18 protein-coding genes are annotated in these 16,343 nt (G+C 67.0%); 13 read left to right on the forward strand and 5 right to left on the reverse strand.

Features of this window, described 5'->3' with window-relative positions:
- A partial coding sequence (locus U5771_RS17230) for a family 16 glycosylhydrolase (RefSeq protein WP_322025090.1) occupies window positions 1-577 on the forward strand: 577 nt, incomplete at its 5' end.
- Window positions 578-970: 393 nt separating this feature from the next.
- Here the strand turns inward: U5771_RS17230 and U5771_RS17235 are convergent.
- A complete protein-coding gene (locus U5771_RS17235) occupies window positions 971-2,047 on the reverse strand; it encodes an alpha/beta fold hydrolase (RefSeq protein ID WP_322025192.1) in 1,077 nt (358 codons plus the stop codon).
- 344 nt (window positions 2,048-2,391) lie between these two features.
- Here U5771_RS17235 and U5771_RS17240 point away from each other — a divergent pair, with 344 nt between their 5' ends.
- Entirely contained in the window at window positions 2,392-2,847 is a 456-nt protein-coding gene (locus U5771_RS17240; protein ID WP_322025193.1) for a GNAT family N-acetyltransferase, read from the forward strand.
- Between the two features lie 191 nt (window positions 2,848-3,038).
- Here the strand turns inward: U5771_RS17240 and U5771_RS17245 are convergent, their stop codons facing one another.
- From U5771_RS17245 to U5771_RS17260, 4 genes are read right to left on the reverse strand one after another with little or no spacing between them, the layout of a single operon-like run.
- The gene (locus U5771_RS17245) at window positions 3,039-3,422 is read right to left on the reverse strand and encodes a GtrA family protein (RefSeq protein WP_322025091.1); all 384 of its coding nucleotides are present in this window, start codon (window positions 3,420-3,422) and stop codon (window positions 3,039-3,041) included.
- A gap of 17 nt (window positions 3,423-3,439) precedes the next feature.
- On the reverse strand, window positions 3,440-4,483 hold the full coding sequence (locus U5771_RS17250; RefSeq protein ID WP_322025092.1) for a glycosyltransferase family 2 protein: 1,044 nt from the start codon (window positions 4,481-4,483) through the stop codon (window positions 3,440-3,442).
- A gap of 24 nt (window positions 4,484-4,507) precedes the next feature.
- Complete coding sequence (locus tag U5771_RS17255; RefSeq protein ID WP_322025093.1) at window positions 4,508-5,887, reverse strand: glycosyltransferase family 87 protein; 1,380 nt, start codon at window positions 5,885-5,887, stop codon at window positions 4,508-4,510.
- Entirely contained in the window at window positions 5,884-7,122 is a 1,239-nt protein-coding gene (locus U5771_RS17260; RefSeq protein WP_322025194.1) for a glycosyltransferase family 87 protein, read from the reverse strand. The genes U5771_RS17255 and U5771_RS17260 overlap by 4 nt, the downstream gene beginning before the upstream one ends.
- A 711-nt stretch (window positions 7,123-7,833) precedes the next feature.
- Here U5771_RS17260 and U5771_RS17265 point away from each other — a divergent pair.
- The 11 genes from U5771_RS17265 (at window position 7,834) to U5771_RS17315 (ending at window position 16,337) form a co-directional block, all read left to right on the forward strand.
- On the forward strand, window positions 7,834-8,061 hold the full coding sequence (locus tag U5771_RS17265) for a hypothetical protein (RefSeq protein ID WP_322025094.1): 228 nt from the start codon (window positions 7,834-7,836) through the stop codon (window positions 8,059-8,061).
- A 114-nt stretch (window positions 8,062-8,175) separates the two neighbouring features.
- Window positions 8,176-8,358 (forward strand): Flp family type IVb pilin, encoded by a 183-nt coding sequence (locus U5771_RS17270; protein WP_059451855.1) that lies wholly within the window; start codon window positions 8,176-8,178, stop codon window positions 8,356-8,358.
- Between the two features lie 166 nt (window positions 8,359-8,524).
- Entirely contained in the window at window positions 8,525-8,737 is a 213-nt protein-coding gene (locus U5771_RS17275; protein ID WP_322025095.1) for a Flp family type IVb pilin, read from the forward strand.
- Window positions 8,738-8,768: 31 nt separating this feature from the next.
- Window positions 8,769-9,308: a prepilin peptidase gene (locus tag U5771_RS17280; protein ID WP_322025096.1), complete on the forward strand. Its 540-nt coding sequence runs from the start codon at window positions 8,769-8,771 to the stop codon at window positions 9,306-9,308.
- Window positions 9,309-9,340: 32 nt separating this feature from the next.
- The gene (locus U5771_RS17285; RefSeq protein WP_322025097.1) at window positions 9,341-10,741 is read left to right on the forward strand and encodes an ATP-binding protein; all 1,401 of its coding nucleotides are present in this window, start codon (window positions 9,341-9,343) and stop codon (window positions 10,739-10,741) included.
- Window positions 10,742-10,776: 35 nt separating this feature from the next.
- Window positions 10,777-11,619: a Flp pilus assembly protein CpaB gene (gene cpaB / locus U5771_RS17290; RefSeq protein ID WP_322025098.1), complete on the forward strand. Its 843-nt coding sequence runs from the start codon at window positions 10,777-10,779 to the stop codon at window positions 11,617-11,619.
- Between the two features lie 113 nt (window positions 11,620-11,732).
- Complete coding sequence (locus tag U5771_RS17295; RefSeq protein WP_322025099.1) at window positions 11,733-13,736, forward strand: type II and III secretion system protein family protein; 2,004 nt, start codon at window positions 11,733-11,735, stop codon at window positions 13,734-13,736.
- Between the two features lie 20 nt (window positions 13,737-13,756).
- Window positions 13,757-14,053 (forward strand): hypothetical protein, encoded by a 297-nt coding sequence (locus U5771_RS17300; RefSeq protein ID WP_322025100.1) that lies wholly within the window; start codon window positions 13,757-13,759, stop codon window positions 14,051-14,053.
- A gap of 25 nt (window positions 14,054-14,078) precedes the next feature.
- Window positions 14,079-15,350: a pilus assembly protein TadG-related protein gene (locus U5771_RS17305; protein ID WP_322025101.1), complete on the forward strand. Its 1,272-nt coding sequence runs from the start codon at window positions 14,079-14,081 to the stop codon at window positions 15,348-15,350.
- Between the two features lie 13 nt (window positions 15,351-15,363).
- Complete coding sequence (locus tag U5771_RS17310; RefSeq protein ID WP_322025102.1) at window positions 15,364-15,897, forward strand: TadE/TadG family type IV pilus assembly protein; 534 nt, start codon at window positions 15,364-15,366, stop codon at window positions 15,895-15,897.
- Complete coding sequence (locus tag U5771_RS17315) at window positions 15,894-16,337, forward strand: TadE/TadG family type IV pilus assembly protein (protein ID WP_322025103.1); 444 nt, start codon at window positions 15,894-15,896, stop codon at window positions 16,335-16,337. The genes U5771_RS17310 and U5771_RS17315 overlap by 4 nt, the downstream gene beginning before the upstream one ends.
- Window positions 16,338-16,343: the final 6 nt, after the last annotated feature.

A 16,343-nucleotide genomic window follows, 5' to 3' on the forward strand; every position in this document is an offset into this window, starting at 1 on the left:
ACTGAGCGCAGGTGCCGTTTCCAGCCGCGGCCGGTTCCTGTATGGACGCTTTGAGGCAACTCTGCGAGCGACCAACGTTCCTGGCCTAGTCTCGGGCTTCTTCCTCCACAGAGATCTTCCGCGCCAGGAGATTGATGTGGAGATCACCGGTAACCGTCCAGACCAGATGCTGGCCAACGTCTTCTTCAACCCAGGCTGCGATGGCGCAAAGTTTGACTACGGTTACCGGGGGGCACCTTTTGCCATCGAGCTTGGGTTCGACGCCTCTGAGGCGTTCCACACCTACGCAATTGAGTGGGCCCCTGACGAAATCCGATGGTTCGTCGACGATCGCCTTGTGCATCGGAGAGTGCTCTGGGACCCTACGCCGATTCCCGATCTGCCCATGACGCTGCATGTCAACACCTGGCCGACACGGTCCGAAGAACTTGCAGGAAGACTTGTGCGCGAGTCTTTGCCGGCTGTTGCTGCGGTTCGGCGAATCGCGGTGGATGCGAATAGCACCGACGCGCAGGGCGATGCCGTCTCGGACAGCGAAGAGTTGGGGTGGCTGGTCGATACGGCGCAAGAAAGATAGCCGACATCCTAGCGAGATGGATCTGCTTATCGGGACGCCCATGCGAGAGAGGGAACCCTATTGCTCAAGCTGGGGCGGGGACGCTAACGCGTTGATCCGCCGCGCGCATTGATGATTTGCTCCATATGGAGGCATCACGCTCTGAGGTATGCGCCCCGGCGCTCCCTGGCTTCCAACGGGCCGTTTTCAGCCTGCAACGGACATCGCTTCATGTATTTGCGACGGCCGTTCTTGGCCGAACGCCGACGTTCCTCCCCGGCGCTACCCAGAAATCCACGAAGACCCTTTTTCTCCTCTTTCGCATCGACGCTGCGCATGGGCGTCGGTATCGGTGCGGTGCGCCGATGCGCCGATCCGTCTCGCGCAGAGGGGCGCGTCGAATGCGCATCCGCGCTACCGCTTGCGCCGCCGTCTTCGAAAGAAATTCCAGAACATAGCGGTCGCGTCCGGCCCCGTCGAGGAGTGGAACGCTTCGCGCGGATCGCCGCCGCTCCATGCGTGTGCGAGGCGGCGCACGATGCAGACCCGCACGATCAGCGTGCCACCGCGCAGATAGTCCGTGTAATCCGCATCGTCGTGCGCGTACGTATGTTGCTCGCCGACGCGCAGCGCACCCTGTTCGTCGACGAGCCGATTGATCCGCGCGAACGCGATGCCCAACTGCAGCGCATTTTGCTCGGCGACGACCGTATCGAGTCCGCCATGCACGACGAGCGCCGGCATGCCCGGATAGGCGTGCCCGTCGACACAGGCGTCGACGGCGCGTATCGGATCGTCGCGGAGACCGCGGCGCATCAGGCTCATCGCGGCCATCGTCGACAGCGGCGGCGCGATGGCCGGACCGGAGTGCAGGCCGACGGCCGCGAAGCGATCGGGAAATTCGAGCGCCAGACGCGCGGCCAGCCCGGCGCCGGCCGATATGCCGGCCAGATAGACCCGGTCGCGATCGAACCCGCGCGCCCGCACGATCGCATCGACGAGCGACGCGATCGCCGGGGCCTCCGACTGCGACGCATCGCCGTGCCAGTTCCAGCAGCGATGCGAATGGGCGGTCTTCGCCTGCTCGGGAAACAGCACGGCAAACCCGGCGCGCTCGGCGACCCGGCAAATCCGCGTGCCCGCGGCGAACGACTCGGCGGTCTGCTTGCAGCCGTGCAGCATGACGACGACGGGTAGGCCGTCGGTCGTCGCCGGTGCGGCGGGCAGGTACAGCGCGTAGGCAAGATGGTTGACGAGGCGGCCGGCGGCGGGGCGCGCGGAATGAAACGAGCGCAGCCACGTGCCGGGCGCCTGGCGCGGCGACGTGCGGGCGGCGGGCGCCGGCGCGCGGGCGTGACGCGTGGTCCGTGCGGTGGCGGGGCGCTTCGCCGATGGTGCCGGTTTGGCGGTATTCCGGTTGGGCCGCGCGCGCGCCGCAGCGGTCAACAGGTCGAAAGGCCGTAGCCAGAGGCTGGATTTTTTCCTGGGCATGGACGGATCTCGTGCCGGCGGCGCGCGCGACGACATGCGGTGCAGCCGGTCGTTGGATGGAAGTCGAATGCGGGCAGCGCACGATTCGTGCTGCGGGACGCATCCGCGTCGAAGTGCTCCGGCATGACCGACACGGAGGCGACGGAGCGACCGAACAACCGCGCCACGCGACATGTTTCCGGCAGCATCGCGATTCGGACCGGCCATGCAGCATGCTAGCAGGCGTCGCTCACCCCGGGTGCGATGGTTCCGTGACGGATCGATGAACGCTTTGACCCTATCGCGGGTCGTCCCGAGCCGCTATGCTCGACATCTTCCACGCGCATCGGACGACCGGCTTCGCAATGAACCTGACCTTCTCCCCGACGACGCACGCCGACGCGGATGCGCTCGTCGCGATGCGTATCGCCGCGATGCGCGAGAGCCTCGAACGCATCGGGCGCTTCGATCCGCAGCGTGCGCGCGAGCGGTTTCTCGCGGCGTTCGATCCGGCGTTGTGCCGGTTCATCGAGCACGACGGTGCGCGCGCGGGCTTCGTGCTGGTGCGGCCGAACGACGATCACTGGCTGCTCGATCACCTGTATATCGTGCCCGGGCATCAGGGGAAGGGCATCGGTGCCGCGGTGCTGCGCGAGATTTTCGCGGAGGCGGACGCGCAACGCATGCCGGTTCGCGTCGGTGCGTTACGCGGCAGCGCGTCCCATCGCTTCTATCGACGACACGGCTTCGTCCAGACCGACGAAGCGGAATGGGATATCTACTACGTGCGCGAACCGGGTTCGTCAGCGCGGGTCGGTTGAGTGCCGCGTCGTCGGTCGCATCCTGCCGGTTCCGGCGGCGCGCGGGTGTCCGATCCGCGTCCGTCGTTACCGGCGATCGAGCAACGTCTCGCTCAGCACGCTGCAGCGGCCGCCCGCGATGGCGGACCTTATGTCGATTTCTCGTGTGCAATGGCTGGAACGGCGTGTCGCGATGCCTGCACGGCAAGGCTTCAGCGATACGTCCACACCCGGTGCAGCACGAACATCGTCGGCGGGATCAGCAGCGCGATCGCGACGATGGCCCAGCCGCGCGGCACGTCGAGCAGTTCGGCGGCGCGCGCGAGCCCCATCGTTTCGGCGAAGCCGGCGAGCGCGACGGTCAGATAGCGCAGCAGGGTGCGCGAATGCACTGCCGACGAGAAGCTCCACAGCGTATTCGCGAGATACGAGAACGCCGTCGCACAGACGAATGCGACGGCGTTCGCGATCACCTGCGTCGCATCGAACAGCGCGTACAGCGCGGATGCGACCAGCACGTGCAGCGCGGTCGAGCCGAGCCCGGACAGCCCGAAGCGCGCCAGCCGCACGCGCTCGGCATGGAGCAGTGCGAACATCGTCGGGGCTCCGCCTGTCAGCGGGCGCCGACCCGCACGCGGGCCGGCTGGACGCGGCGGCGGGCGGCCATGCGGCGCGCATCGCGCGCGACCGGCAGCTCGATCACCTTGGCGTGCGTCTGATAACGGCGGCGAATCAGATAGACGGGGCGTTGCTTCGACTCGTCATAGATGCGACCGATGTACTCGCCGACCACGCCGATGCCGACGAGCTCGATGCCGCCGATGAACAGCACGACCGACAGCAGCGACGCGTAGCCGTGCACCGGGTTGCCGAACAGCAGCGTGCGGCCCACGATGAACGCGCCGTACAGGAACGCGAGCGCGGCGATGCTGAGGCCGATATAGGTCCAGCTGCGCAGCGGCACGGTACTGAAGCTCGTGATCCCTTCGATCGCGAAGTTCCACAGCTTCCATCCGGAGAACTTCGAGTGCCCGGCACTGCGCGGATCGCGCTGGTACTCGACGATCACGGTCCGGTAGCCGACCCACGCGAACAGCCCCTTCATGAAGCGATGGCGCTCGGGCAGGCTGCGCAGCGCGTTCACGACCTTGCGGTCCATTAGCCGGAAATCGCCGACGTTCTCCGGCAGCTTCACGTCCGACAGCAGGTTGTGCACGCGGTAGTAGATCGCGGCGGTGGTGCGCTTCGCGAACGAATCGCACGCGCGGCTGCTGCGCTTCGCGGCGACGACTTCCGCGCCGTCGCGCCAGTGCTCGAGCATCACCGGAATCAGGCTCGGCGGATCCTGCAGGTCGGCGTCGAGCGGGATCACCGCGTCGCCGTCGGCTTCGTCGAGGCCGGCCGTGAGCGCTGCTTCCTTGCCGAAGTTGCGGGTGAGATCGATGACGCGCACGCGGCGATCGCCCATGCTGATCCGGATCAGGCGCTCGAGCGTGTCGTCGCGGCTGCCGTCGTTGACGCAGACGATCTCGAAGCGGATCGCCTCGAGGCCGGCCATCAGCGGAATCACGACGTCGAAGAAGCGTTCGACGGCTTCGCCTTCGTTGTAGAACGGTACGACCAGCGAGACGAGCGGCGTGTAGAGTGGATCGCGCATGATGGGTTCCCCTGAATTCGCGTGTCAGCGGCCGGCGCCGAAGGTCGGGCGGCCGCTGCGGCGCAGTCCGTGCGCCGGGCGGTGGTGTGACCGGACCGGATGCGGGAAGCCGGTCTCGGTCGAGTGGTCGCGTGCGTCGGGCATCGACGGCACGTCGTGCCTTTCTTGTGCAATCCGGCTGACGAGCAGCGCCAGCGAGGCCAGCGTGACGAGCGGCATGAACTGGAACGACAGATGCGGGACCAGCACGAGGCCGGCGAGCGGCATCACCCACATCAGCATCAGCCATTCGCGATCGAAGCGCCGCCAGCCGTGCGTCCACGCATAGCGTGCGTACCAGGCGATCACGAGCCCGTACCAGGTCAGGTCGTAGTCGTACAGGTAGGGGCTGACGATCAGGCAGGCGCAGGCGAGGGTCGCGGCGCGCAGCGCGTAGCAACACGCGCCGCGCCACGCATACACGACGACGATCGCGGCGGCCGCGGCCGACAGCAGCTGCAGCGCACGCGCGACGTAGGCGGACCAGCCGGCCAGCGTGGCGAGCGCGAACACGGTCGGCATGCGCGCGAGCCGGGCATGGCCGGCGCCGACGATCTGGACCGTGTCGTGGATCCCGTGCGCGAACGCGACCCATGAACCGACGCCGAACGCGAGCGTCGACAGTGCGACGCCGCCGGCGATCGTCGCGGTCCATGCCGCCAGCGCGCGCCATTGCCCGGCGCACAGCAGCGCGAGCGGGAACAGGATCGCCATTTGCGGCTTCATCGCCACCAACCCGAAGCAGATGCCGGCGATGACGGGGCGGCGATTCAGCATCAGCAGCCCGATGCCGGCGAGCGTCGCGGTCAGGAGGCTCGTCTGACCGACGATCACCGTGAGAAACGCGCCGGGGAACGCGAGTGCGCAGAGCAGTGCCGCATCGCGCTGCACGGTCGCGCGGATCGTCACCGCGAACAGCAGGTAGGTGACGCCTAGCCACAACACCAGCGCGACCAGGTACGGCATCCAGCCGAGCGGCAGCACGAACAGCAGCATGGTCGGCGGATAGAGCCACGGCAGCGAGCCGTCCGCGGCATTCATCGTCGGGATCGCGAGTTTCTCGATCGCGAAGAGCGATGAGAAATGCCACGCGTCGATCGCATGGCCGTGCGCGGCGAGCCGTGCAGCGCTCCAGAGCGGCGCGAGATCCTGTGCGAGCGGTTCGGGCACGGACGTGTGCGAACCGTGCACGCGTGCGAGGTAGACGCAGATGAACAGCAACTCGGTCAGCAGTACCGCGGCCGCATAGAGGCGCACCCGATCGCGATTGAGCCAATGCGGGAACCGGCGCGGGCCGGCGATCGGCAGCTCCGGATGGGCGTCGAGCGCCGAATCGGCGTGCAGAAGGGCGCGCGGCGGTTTCATTGCGCATTCCTCGACGCAAGGGGCGAGCGACGCACGACGACGAACAGGACGGCGAGCAGCACGACCGGACCGATCTGCGGCAGCTTCGAGATCCGGTTGAATACCTCGAAGATCGGCAGCAGCCACGCGAGCACGATCACGATCTGATCTCCCGGCAGCCAGCCTTCGTCGAGCCCGTGGGCGATCAGGCAGAAGATCGCGATGCCGAGCCAGGCCAGTTCGTAATGCCACAGATAGGGCGTCGTCAACAGCGTGGCGACCACCAGCGCCGCACCGCGCAGCCGCATGTCGGCCGTGCGACGCCAGACATGGACCGCGGCGGCGATCGCGAGCAGCCCCACGGCGGCCTGGGCGGCGAGCGAGACCGGAATCGATGCGCCCGCGAGCCGCAGCGCCGCGAAGGTCGTCGGCGAAACGAACCAGTAGGCAGGAAGGGTGAAATGCATGCCGCGCACGATCGACATCGCCTGAACCAGGCCGGTCAGGGACCCGATGCCGGTCAGCGCGATGCCGGCCGCCGTGAACAGCACGGTCGTGATCGCTGCCGACGCGAAGGTGCGCCACGAGCGCGTCGCGACCAGCACGAACGGAAACACCACCGCCATCTGCGGCTTGATGGCGAGCAGCCCGATCAGCACGCCGGCGACGATCGGGCGTCGGCCGAGGAAATGCAGCGCGAATGCGGCGATGCCGGCGGTCAGGATGCTGTTCTGTCCGTACAGGATGGACGCGAACACGCCGGAGTAGGCCAGCACGACGAGCGCGGCGGCGCGCGGAACGGGCAGGTGCGCACGCAGACCCGACAGTCGCAGGACCGCATGCGCATAGCATAAAAGACTGCCCGCAAAAAAGAGGAAATACGCGGGCAGGAAAGGCACGAGGGCAACCGGCGCGATGAACAGCAGCATCGTCGGCGGATAAAGCCAGGGCAGCGATTGGTGACCTATGTAGGCACCGAATTGCGCTACCTCGGCATGGGAGAAGAAGACCGGATCGTAGATCGCCGCGGCATGGCCTTGCAGCACGAGCCGAGACGCGGTCCAGAAGACGGAGAAGTCGACACCCGGTCGGGCGGTGGTCTGTGACGTGAAGGTATCCGTGACGAAGCCCCACGTGATCAGGAATCCCACACACAGCATCAGCATGATGCAGCTGTACGGAATGATCCGGTCGGCTGTCAGCCATTGAGCACAGCGTTTGGCGCGATAGCGCACTCCACGATTGGCTGTGTACATGATGCCCCGTTTGCGGTGAAGGCTGCCTGGTGTGCCGCAGCCTTTTTGTGTTGTCGTGTATCCGGATCGAATCGCATGCAATGGCGCTGTCCGGTGAATGCATTGTTGGAGAAAAAATCGAGCGACGCAAACTGCGGCCTGAATCGTGACGTGGCGATTCGGCGGCGAACTGGCTGAAAACCGGGTTTTCACGTCTGAGAAAACCGCACCGGCGCCAATGATGTTTCTCGTTTGAAACATTCCGGGTTTTTCGCCGCTTCGGCGGCGCGTGGAATTTGTGCCGGCCGACTGGCTTCGCGGATTCGGGAAAGTCCCGAGAAAATTTTTTTGAGCCCTTGCACAGCACAATCGCGCCCCGTCGCCCCACCGCAGCGGCCTGCATGCGTATATCAAATCTGAAACATTTCGCGCATCGCGCCGGGATCAGGCAGACGGGTGAATCGCCGAAACCCTTGCCGCGCCTGATTTTCTCCCCGGCTGGCCTGCTCTTTGCGTCAAGGTCCGCACGACAGTCGACGACGTGATGAACGACCGGTTGAAGCAGCAGACCGACAAGACCGGACTGAATCACCTGCGGAAAGCAACGGATCGAGGGCGCGTCGGGGAATACGCCGCCCAGGCCTTGAAAACCGCCGGAAACGTCGACCGAGCAAATACGCGACGGCATCGTCCGCGCAACAAGAATCACATGACAGCATTTGGGGAATAAAAATGAAAGACCAGAGCACGCCGCGGCTTGCATGCCGCGAAGAAGACCCGCAGCAGCATCGACGCGTTCGCGTCTTCCGTTCAATCCGTATTCATGCCCGGTACGGTCATTACGCCGTTCTGCTCGATCGCGCCATTCGCCAGATCGCAGCGCGCATGCATATCGCACGCATCAGCTCACCGACAATCGTTCGCCCGGCCGGGCTCGTGCCCTGCCGCGTGCGTCGCTGAGCGCCGCACCCGAATCCTTTTGTTGTGCCGTTGTGCCGCTGTGCCGGTAGTACCCGCTCCCCGCGTCGATTCCCGACAACGGGATTCCAATAGTAGTGCGAAAGGAGATTTGCCATGTCCACGTTCATCCAGAAGATCCGCGGTTTCGTTCAAGACGAACAAGGTGTGACGGCCATCGAATACGGCCTGATCGCCGCACTGATCGCAGTCGGCCTCGTTGCGGCACTGACGCTGGTCGGAAACGATCTGAAGACCGTCTTCAACACGATTGCAGACGACCTCAACGCGGCGATCTGAATGGCGGGGCGGCGAATGGCGGGTCCGGCCCGTTCGTCGCCATCCCGTCGCTCGAAAGGGCCGGACACCCAACCAACAGATGTCGAATGGATCGGACGGCGGACGACTCGGCCGGTGCACTGCGCGAGTCTCCCCGCTCCCTCGATCAACCGAATCGGAGGCCGTCATGCGGGCCAGGGGACGTGCGGTAGCGGTATCGGTATCGCGATGGATCGACGACGAGCAGGGGGTGACGTCGATCGAATATGCGCTGATCGCGGCAGTATTCGCCACCATCGTGCTGGGAGCCGTGGTCACACTGAAGGGTTCGCTTGAAGACATGTACAACGCGATCGCGGCGATCGTGACCGCGGCGGTCAATACCGCACTGGGTCAGTGATCCTGACTTTTGCATCCAATCGAGGTTCGCCATGTTGCCTGCCGCGCTGCCTTACCCCGTTCCGTTGTGCGTGACGCTGCTGGTCGTCGTCGCGGCCAGCACGGACATCACGAGCCGACGCATCCCGAACCGGCTCGTCGCGATCGGGCTCGCCGGTGCGTTGATCGCGCAGTGCGCGCTGCACGGCGTCCAGGCGGGCGCACTCGCATGGCTTGCCGGCGCCGCGACCGGCTTCGGCCTGCTGATGCCGTTCTATCTGCTGCGCGGGATGGCTGCAGGCGACGTGAAGCTGATGCTCGCGATCGGCGCGTGGGTCGGCGCACAGATGACGTTCTACATCGTGCTGGCCGCCTTTCTGGCCGGCGGGATCGGCGCGATCGGTTTCGCGCTGCTGCGTGGACGCATGGGCCAGATGTGGGCGAACGTGCTGGCGCTGATCGCACGTCGCGCGTCCGGAGCGCGTGCAGGGGCAACCGACGGCCCCGTGGAGTTCGCGTCGGTCGGCGCGTTGCCGTATGGCGTGGCGATTGCCGCCGGCACGCTGGGCATGCTGTTCGTTTCGTGCGTATAGCGCGACGAACCCGCAACGAGGATGAAACGCACATGAACACGATCACCACCGAACCGAAGCGCGACGCGCAGGTCGCACACCTGCCGCATCCGTCGCCGTCGCGGGAGGCGCATGCGAAGCCCGGCACGCAGCTGCCTGCCGCACCGCGCTCGCTCGAGGAAACCGGACTGAGCCAGGCGTTCGTCGCCGGGCTCGTGCTGAAGTCGACGCTGGTGCTCGGCCGCCCGTCCTACGGCGACCTGATCGAGCGCCACTGCCTGCCGCTCGCGGTGCTCGACGACATCTTCGCGTTCCTGGTCCGCGAGCATCTGGTCGAACTGACCCATCGCGGCAAGACGGACCTCGACGTGACGTTCCGCCTGACCGACGCGGGCCGCGTGGCCGCGATCGAAGAGCGTGCGCGCAGCAGTTACAGCGGGCCCGCGCCGGTGACGCTCGACGCGTATCTCGACTGCGTGTCCGCCCATTCGGTGCGCAAGTTGCGCGTGGCCCAGAGCGACGTGTGGGCCATATTCGAAGGCGTCGTCATGGATACGGCGATCCTCGACTCGGCGGCCGCCGCGCTGAATTCCGGCCGTCCGCTGCTGATCCACGGCCCGGCCGGCAGCGGCAAGACCTTCCTCGCGGAGCGGCTCGGCGCGCTGATGGGCGGCCACGTGCCGGTGCCGCACGCCATTTACGCGGCCGGCGAAGTGATCCAGATCTACGACCCGCTCGTGCATGTGGACGCGGCGCCGGAAGCGGACGGCCAGTCGGTCGATCGCCGCTGGCGCCTGTGCGAGCGGCCGGTCGTGATGTCCGGCGGCGAGCTGACGCTCGACGAACTCGACCTGCGCCGCGACGATACCGCCGGTTTCTATCAGGCGCCGCCGCACATGAAGGCGAACATGGGCATGTACATCGTCGACGATCTCGGCCGCCAGCGGGTCGAGCCGCGCGACCTGCTCAACCGCTGGCTGCGTCCGCTCGATCGCGGCGTCGATTTCCTGACGCTCGAGTCCGGCAATCGCTTCGTGCTGCCGTTCGACGTCTGGCCGGTGTTCTCGAGCAACCTGGCGCCGGAGCAGTTCGCCGACGACGCGTTCCTGCGCCGGCTCGGTTCCAAGCTTTACGTCGGCGCGTTGTCGATCGACCACTACCGTGCCGTGTTCGACGCCGCATGCGCGTCGCTCGGGCTGGTGCCGGCGCACGACGCGTTCGATTATCTGCTGCACCGGCTGCACCTGCCGAGCGGCAAGGCCTATCTCGCCTGCTTCCCGATGGATCTGCTGCGCCTCGTCGCCGCCGGCGCGCGGTATCGCGGCGATCCGCCCGAAGTGACGCACGAGGGGCTGCACGACGCATGGGCCAGCTATTTCGGCTCGGCGCCCGAGCGCGACGGCGGGCATCCGCCGCCTGTCGAGCACGGCGGTCGTACGTACATAACCGGTTGAGCCGTTTCTTTCCCGATTCGTTGAGGAGCATTGCCATGAAAAACAGTCGAGCGCTCATGATGCTGATCGTCGCGATGGTCGCGGGGCTTGCCGCGGTCGTGTTCGCGTCGCGCTGGTTGATGAATACATCCAACAACTCGATCACGTCGGTCGCGGTGGCGACCACCGACCTGAACCTGGGCGAGCCGCTCGGGCCGAACCAGATCCATATGGTGAGCTGGCCGTCGGGCAGCGTGCCGACCGGCGCGTTCACCGACACGAAGGAACTCGAAGGGCGCGTCGTGCGCACGAGCCTCGCGCGCGGCGAGCCGGTGATCGAGTCGAAGCTCGCGCCGGTGGGGACGAAGGGCGGGTTGTCCGCGGTGATCGCCGACGGCAGCCGCGCGATCACGGTGCGCGTGAACGACGTGGTCGGCGTCGCGGGCTTCGCGCTGCCGGGCAACTACGTCGACGTGATCGTCAACACCCAGGAACAGCAGGGCAAGACCGACGGGCAGAGCATCTCGAAGATCGTGCTCGAGCACATCCTGGTGCTGGCCGTCGCGCAGCAGGTCAGCCGCGACGACACCGCACCGAAGGTCGTCAACGCGGTGACGCTCGAAGTCACGCCCGACCAGGCCGAACGCCTCGACCTCGCGCGCAGCGTCGGCACGCTGTCGCTCGTGCTGCGCAACCAGGTCGACCAGAAGACGCTGACCACCGACGGCGCGACCAAGCTGACGCTGCTCGGCAAGGCACCGGTGCCCGATGCGCCGGCACCCGTACCCGTACGCGTGAAGACCGTGCGCGTGCATGTCGCGTCGCACGCGGCACCGGAGGCGCGCCGCGATTGCGTCGGCGTGCTGACCGGCGTGCACGGCAGCGTCGAATGTTTCTGAATTCAGCGAAAACATCCAGATAACCAGATTAACCAGATCGGCCGCCGTCAGGGCACGGCGGCCTTGGAAGTCGACAACCGGCGGCTCGCCGGTCACTCGGGGGATCAGACGAAATGAAGATCAATCCGCAACAATCAGGTACCGGCCCGGTGCGCACGCGCATCGCACGGGGCACGATGATGGCCGCGATCCTCTGTGCAGGAACGCTGACCGTGTACAGCGCACTGGCCCAGGAAGGCGCGGAATCGGCTGCGCTGATGAAGGGCGGCGCGAGCGCGCCGGCCGCCGTCGCCAAGGGGCCGATGCAGATGACCATCAGCATGGCGCCGGCACCGGCCGCCGCGGCCGCCGCCGCCGCGACGGCGGGCCCGCTGCGCGGACCGAACTGCGTGGGCGCGGTGCGCGAGTCCACCAGCGTCAGCGTGCCGCTCGGCAAGTCGCTGCTGGTGCCGATGCCGGAACCGGTCCGCAACCGGACCATCGGCAACCCGGCCGTCGCGCAGGCGACGATGGTGTCGCCGCAGACGCTGTACATCCTCGGGCTGACGGTCGGCACGACCAACATGATCGTGCAGGGCCGCAGCGGTGCGTGCCGCGTGATCGACGTGGCGGTCGGCGCGGATGCCGGCGGCCTGCAGGCGTCGCTGATGCAGCTGATGCCGAACGAGCACGACATTCACGTGTCGACCGCCGCCGGCACGATCGTGCTGGCGGGCAACGTGTCGAACTCGCAGGCCGCGCAGCAGGCGGTGCAGATCGCCCGTGCGTACAGCGACAGCGCCGGTGACGGCGGCGGCAAGGGCGGCGGCGTGCTGAACATGCTGGCCGTCACGTCGCCGCAGCAGGTGATGCTCGAGGTGAAGGTCGCCGAAGTGTCGAAGACGCTGATCAACCAGATGGGCAGCGCGTTCAACATCCAGGGCGGCTTCGGCTCGTGGAGCGGCGCGCTCGTCAGCAACCTGCTCGCGGGTGTCGCGAGCGGCGCGATCTTCAACAAGGCGAACAACAAGCCGTTCAGCATCGCGGCCGATGTGCAGAACACCGACAACCTCGTCAAGATCCTCGCGGAGCCGAACCTCGTGACGATCAGCGGCCAGGAGGCGACGTTCCTCGCCGGCGGCAAGATCTTCATCCCGGTGCCGCAGAGCAGCGGTACGGGCACGTCGTCCATCACGCTGCAGGAAGAGGAGTTCGGCGTCGCGCTGAAGTTCACGCCGACGGTGCTCGGGAACGGCCGGATCAGCCTGAAGGTCGCGCCGGAAGTGTCGGAGCTGTCGCAGACGGGCGTCACGCTGAGCGCGACCAACATCGGCGGCACCTCGATCCTGCCGCTGATCACGACCCGGCGTGCGTCGACGACGGTCCAGATGGGCGACGGCGAATCGTTCGCGATCGGCGGGCTGATCAAGGACAACGCGAGCGGCGCGCTGAAGGCGATCCCGGGTGTCGGCGAGGTGCCGGTGCTCGGTGCGCTGTTCCGCAGCACGTCGTTCCAGCAGGACCGCACCGAGCTGATCTTCGTGATCACGCCGCACCTGGTGAGGCCGCTGCAGACCGCCGACGTGCCGCTGCCGACCGACAGCTTCTCGAAGCCGCATGAAGCCGACGTGTATGCGACCGGCAACATGGAAGGCCGCAAGGGGGTCCGCAAGCCGGGTGCACAACCGGCGAACGGCGCGGCGATGGAGGCACCGCAGACGCCGGCTCCGGCACCTGCTCCCGCGCCGCAATCGGCCGCGCCGGCCGCACCGGCCGCCGCATTGCCCGCACCGCGTGCGCCGCAGCCCGCCGATGCACCGGCGCCGGTGCCGGCACAGCCGGAGAAGGCCGCGGCCGCCGACGCGGCAGGGGCGGTGAGCGCCGAGCCGGCGCCGGCCGAGCCGCCGCAAGAGCAGGCGCAGCCGCAATCGGAGCCGCAGCCGCAGGCCGATGCGGCCACCGCGGCGCGGATCGCGCGCATCGAAGCGGCCGCCGCGCGTCTCGCGGCCGCCGGCTCCGCCACGCCGGCCAAACCCGCGCCGGCGAAACCCGCGCCGCGTTCGAAGCACAGCTTGCCGGCCGTCGCGCACGCGCAGATCGCGCGGGCGGGCACGGAACCCGACTCCACCGATCATTGAAGCCATTCAAGGGGAAGCTCATGAAATCCGCCTACCTCGTATTCGTGCGCCGCGCGGCGCTCGCCGTCCCGCTCGCGTTCGCGCTCGCCGGCTGCATGTCGTCGACCCCGGTGTGGGACAGCCGCTTCGGCGACTCGGTCCGCGCCGTCACGCAAGCCCAGATCATCGATCCGCATGCCGCCGAACACGCGGCATCGCGCGAGGGGGTCGACGGCAGCGCCGCCGCGAACGCACTCGACAACTACAACAAGTCGTTCAAGCAGCCCGAGCCGAAAGCCAATGCATTCGTGATCGGGATCGGCAAGTCGGCGCAGTAACACAGGCACGCTCAGGGAGAACGCCATGTCCAGCGCAGCTCGTCATCCGAAACTCACGCGTCGCGGGATGCATCGCCAGCGAGGCGCCGTCGCGATCATCGTCGGTCTCGCACTGGCGGTGATGATCGGGTTCGTCGGTCTCGCGCTGGACCTCGGCAAGCTGTACGTCACGCGCAGCGAACTGCAGAACAGCGCCGACGCATGCGCGCTGTCCGCCGCGCGCGACTTGACCACGGCCATCAGCCTGCAGGTGGCGGAAGCGGACGGCATCGCCGCCGGCCACTCGAATTTCGCGTTCTTTCAGCAGAACGCGGTGCAGATGCAGACGGATTCGAACGTCACGTTCAGCGATTCGCTGACCAATTCGTTCCTGACCAAGACGGCGGTCGCCACGCCGGCGAACATCAAGTACGTGAAATGCACGGCGCAGTTGACCAACATCGCGCACTGGTTCATCGAGATCCTCAACACGATCCCGGGCGTGCAGGTCGCGAACGCGGCCCAGGTCGCGGCGAGCGCGATCGCGACGGTCGGCGCCGGGCAGACGGCCTGCGCGATTCCGGTGTTCGTGTGTCGTGCGGCGGCGGCCGCGCCCTACAAGGTCGGCGACTGGATCTCGTCGCCGTCCGGTTCGAAGTCGACGTACGGTCCCGGCAACTTCGGCTGGGCCGCGCTAGACGGATCGACGAACGAGACGACCATCGCCAGCGAACTGTCCGGCAATAGCTGCAACATCACGTCGCCGCCGGACCTTGGGTCGACGGGCCTGAAGTCCGCGGCGCTGCGCGCCTGGAACACCCGTTTCGGCATCTATACGAGCGGCGCCAACGGCTCGAGCGGCCAGCCCGACTTCACCGGCTATGCGTACGTCGGCCCGAACTACGGGCCGCCGGGAACCGCGGGCATCGTCGGCGACGCCTACACGCAGTTCGTGCTCGATCGCACGAGCTTCAAGGTCTACCAGGGCGACGGCGCGCCGCCCACCGGCAGCGGCATCGCGACCAACGGGACCGCCACGGCAAGCAACTACCAGACTTATGGCGGCGATCGCCGGCTCGCGCTCGCCCCCGAAGGCGATTGCTCGACGCTGTCGGGAAGCAGCGGCAAGCTGCACGTCACGCAGTGGGACTGCGTGCTGATGCTCGATCCGCTGCCGTTCAGCCCCGGAGCCGGCGGGGTGACGGCGCACCTCGAATACCTCGGCTCGACGGCATCCGGCACGACGCCCTGCGCGACGCACGGCTTGCCGGGTACCGGAAGTTCGGCCGGCATCAAGGTCCCGATGCTCGTTCAATAGTGGAGACGCGATCATGAAAAGGCTCCCGATTCGCCGGTCACGCATGCGCGGTGTCGCCGCGGTCGAGTTCGCGCTCGTGCTGATGCCGATGATCGTGCTCGCGACCGGCGTGGCCGAGTTCGGCCGCGCGATCTACCAGTACGAGACCCTCACCAAGGCGACGCGCAACGCGGCGCGCTACCTGTCGGTCTTTCTGCCGACCGACAGTTCGTATCCGCTCGCGGAGGCGCAGTGCCTCGTCGTGTACGGCAGCACCACGTGCGGCTCCGCCGGCACCGAGCTGGTGCCGGGGCTCACGACGTCGATGGTGATCGTCTGCGATGCCGCGCATTCGCCCGATTGCGCCGACGCGTCCGACCCGCCGCAGTTCGCGAACCTGCCGACGTACGACTCGACCAACAACGCGGCAAGCGGCACGGCGACCGGCAGCATCAATGTCGTCGAGGTGAAGGTGAAGGGCTACCAGTACCAGCCGATTCCGGCCTACCCGGGGCTGTCCTCGATCACCTTCGGCAACATCGTCACCGTGATGAGGCAAGTGTCATGAACATGCGCCCCTTTCCGCCGCCGCGCCGTCGCGCCCAACGCGGCGCCACGATCGTCGAGTTCGCGCTGATCGCATCGATCCTGATCATGCTGCTGATCGGCGTCTTCGAGTTCGGGCGCGTGCTGTTTTACTGGAACACCGCGACCGAGGCCATCCGGCTCGGCGCACGCACGGCGATCGTCTGCGACGTGAACGCCGCCGGCGTCGTGAAGCGCGTGAAGTCGCTGATGCCGATGCTGTCGGACTCGAACGTGTCGGTGAGCTACACGCCGTCGGGCTGCGACGTGAGCTCCTGTTCGTTCGTGACGGTCAGCATCACCAACGTGACGGTCAGGACGATGATCCCGCTCGCGAGCGTCACGATCACGATGCCGCCGTTCACCACGACGCTGTCGCGGGAAAGCCTGAATTCCTCGACGGGCGGCACCGCCTGTCAATAATCGAAC

Source organism: Burkholderia sp. BCC1977 (assembly GCF_905339595.1).
Taxonomy (GTDB): Bacteria; Pseudomonadota; Gammaproteobacteria; order Burkholderiales; family Burkholderiaceae; genus Burkholderia.

What these genes read in the sequence shown, in the direction of transcription:
- U5771_RS17305 (WP_322025101.1), top strand. Translation starts at nt 14,079, where the DNA reads ATGTCCAGCGCAGCTCGTCATCCGAAACTCACGCGTCGCGGGATGCAT.
- U5771_RS17260 (WP_322025194.1), bottom strand. Translation starts at nt 7,122, where the DNA reads ATGTACACAGCCAATCGTGGAGTGCGCTATCGCGCCAAACGCTGTGCT.
- U5771_RS17280 (WP_322025096.1), top strand. Translation starts at nt 8,769, where the DNA reads ATGTTGCCTGCCGCGCTGCCTTACCCCGTTCCGTTGTGCGTGACGCTG.
- U5771_RS17235 (WP_322025192.1), bottom strand. Translation starts at nt 2,047, where the DNA reads ATGCCCAGGAAAAAATCCAGCCTCTGGCTACGGCCTTTCGACCTGTTG.
- U5771_RS17270 (WP_059451855.1), top strand. Translation starts at nt 8,176, where the DNA reads ATGTCCACGTTCATCCAGAAGATCCGCGGTTTCGTTCAAGACGAACAA.
- U5771_RS17275 (WP_322025095.1), top strand. Translation starts at nt 8,525, where the DNA reads ATGCGGGCCAGGGGACGTGCGGTAGCGGTATCGGTATCGCGATGGATC.
- U5771_RS17285 (WP_322025097.1), top strand. Translation starts at nt 9,341, where the DNA reads ATGAACACGATCACCACCGAACCGAAGCGCGACGCGCAGGTCGCACAC.
- U5771_RS17295 (WP_322025099.1), top strand. Translation starts at nt 11,733, where the DNA reads ATGAAGATCAATCCGCAACAATCAGGTACCGGCCCGGTGCGCACGCGC.
- U5771_RS17240 (WP_322025193.1), top strand. Translation starts at nt 2,392, where the DNA reads ATGAACCTGACCTTCTCCCCGACGACGCACGCCGACGCGGATGCGCTC.
- U5771_RS17255 (WP_322025093.1), bottom strand. Translation starts at nt 5,887, where the DNA reads ATGAAACCGCCGCGCGCCCTTCTGCACGCCGATTCGGCGCTCGACGCC.
- U5771_RS17315 (WP_322025103.1), top strand. Translation starts at nt 15,894, where the DNA reads ATGAACATGCGCCCCTTTCCGCCGCCGCGCCGTCGCGCCCAACGCGGC.
- U5771_RS17265 (WP_322025094.1), top strand. Translation starts at nt 7,834, where the DNA reads ATGAAAGACCAGAGCACGCCGCGGCTTGCATGCCGCGAAGAAGACCCG.
- U5771_RS17300 (WP_322025100.1), top strand. Translation starts at nt 13,757, where the DNA reads ATGAAATCCGCCTACCTCGTATTCGTGCGCCGCGCGGCGCTCGCCGTC.
- cpaB (WP_322025098.1), top strand. Translation starts at nt 10,777, where the DNA reads ATGAAAAACAGTCGAGCGCTCATGATGCTGATCGTCGCGATGGTCGCG.
- U5771_RS17250 (WP_322025092.1), bottom strand. Translation starts at nt 4,483, where the DNA reads ATGCGCGATCCACTCTACACGCCGCTCGTCTCGCTGGTCGTACCGTTC.
- U5771_RS17310 (WP_322025102.1), top strand. Translation starts at nt 15,364, where the DNA reads ATGAAAAGGCTCCCGATTCGCCGGTCACGCATGCGCGGTGTCGCCGCG.
- U5771_RS17245 (WP_322025091.1), bottom strand. Translation starts at nt 3,422, where the DNA reads ATGTTCGCACTGCTCCATGCCGAGCGCGTGCGGCTGGCGCGCTTCGGG.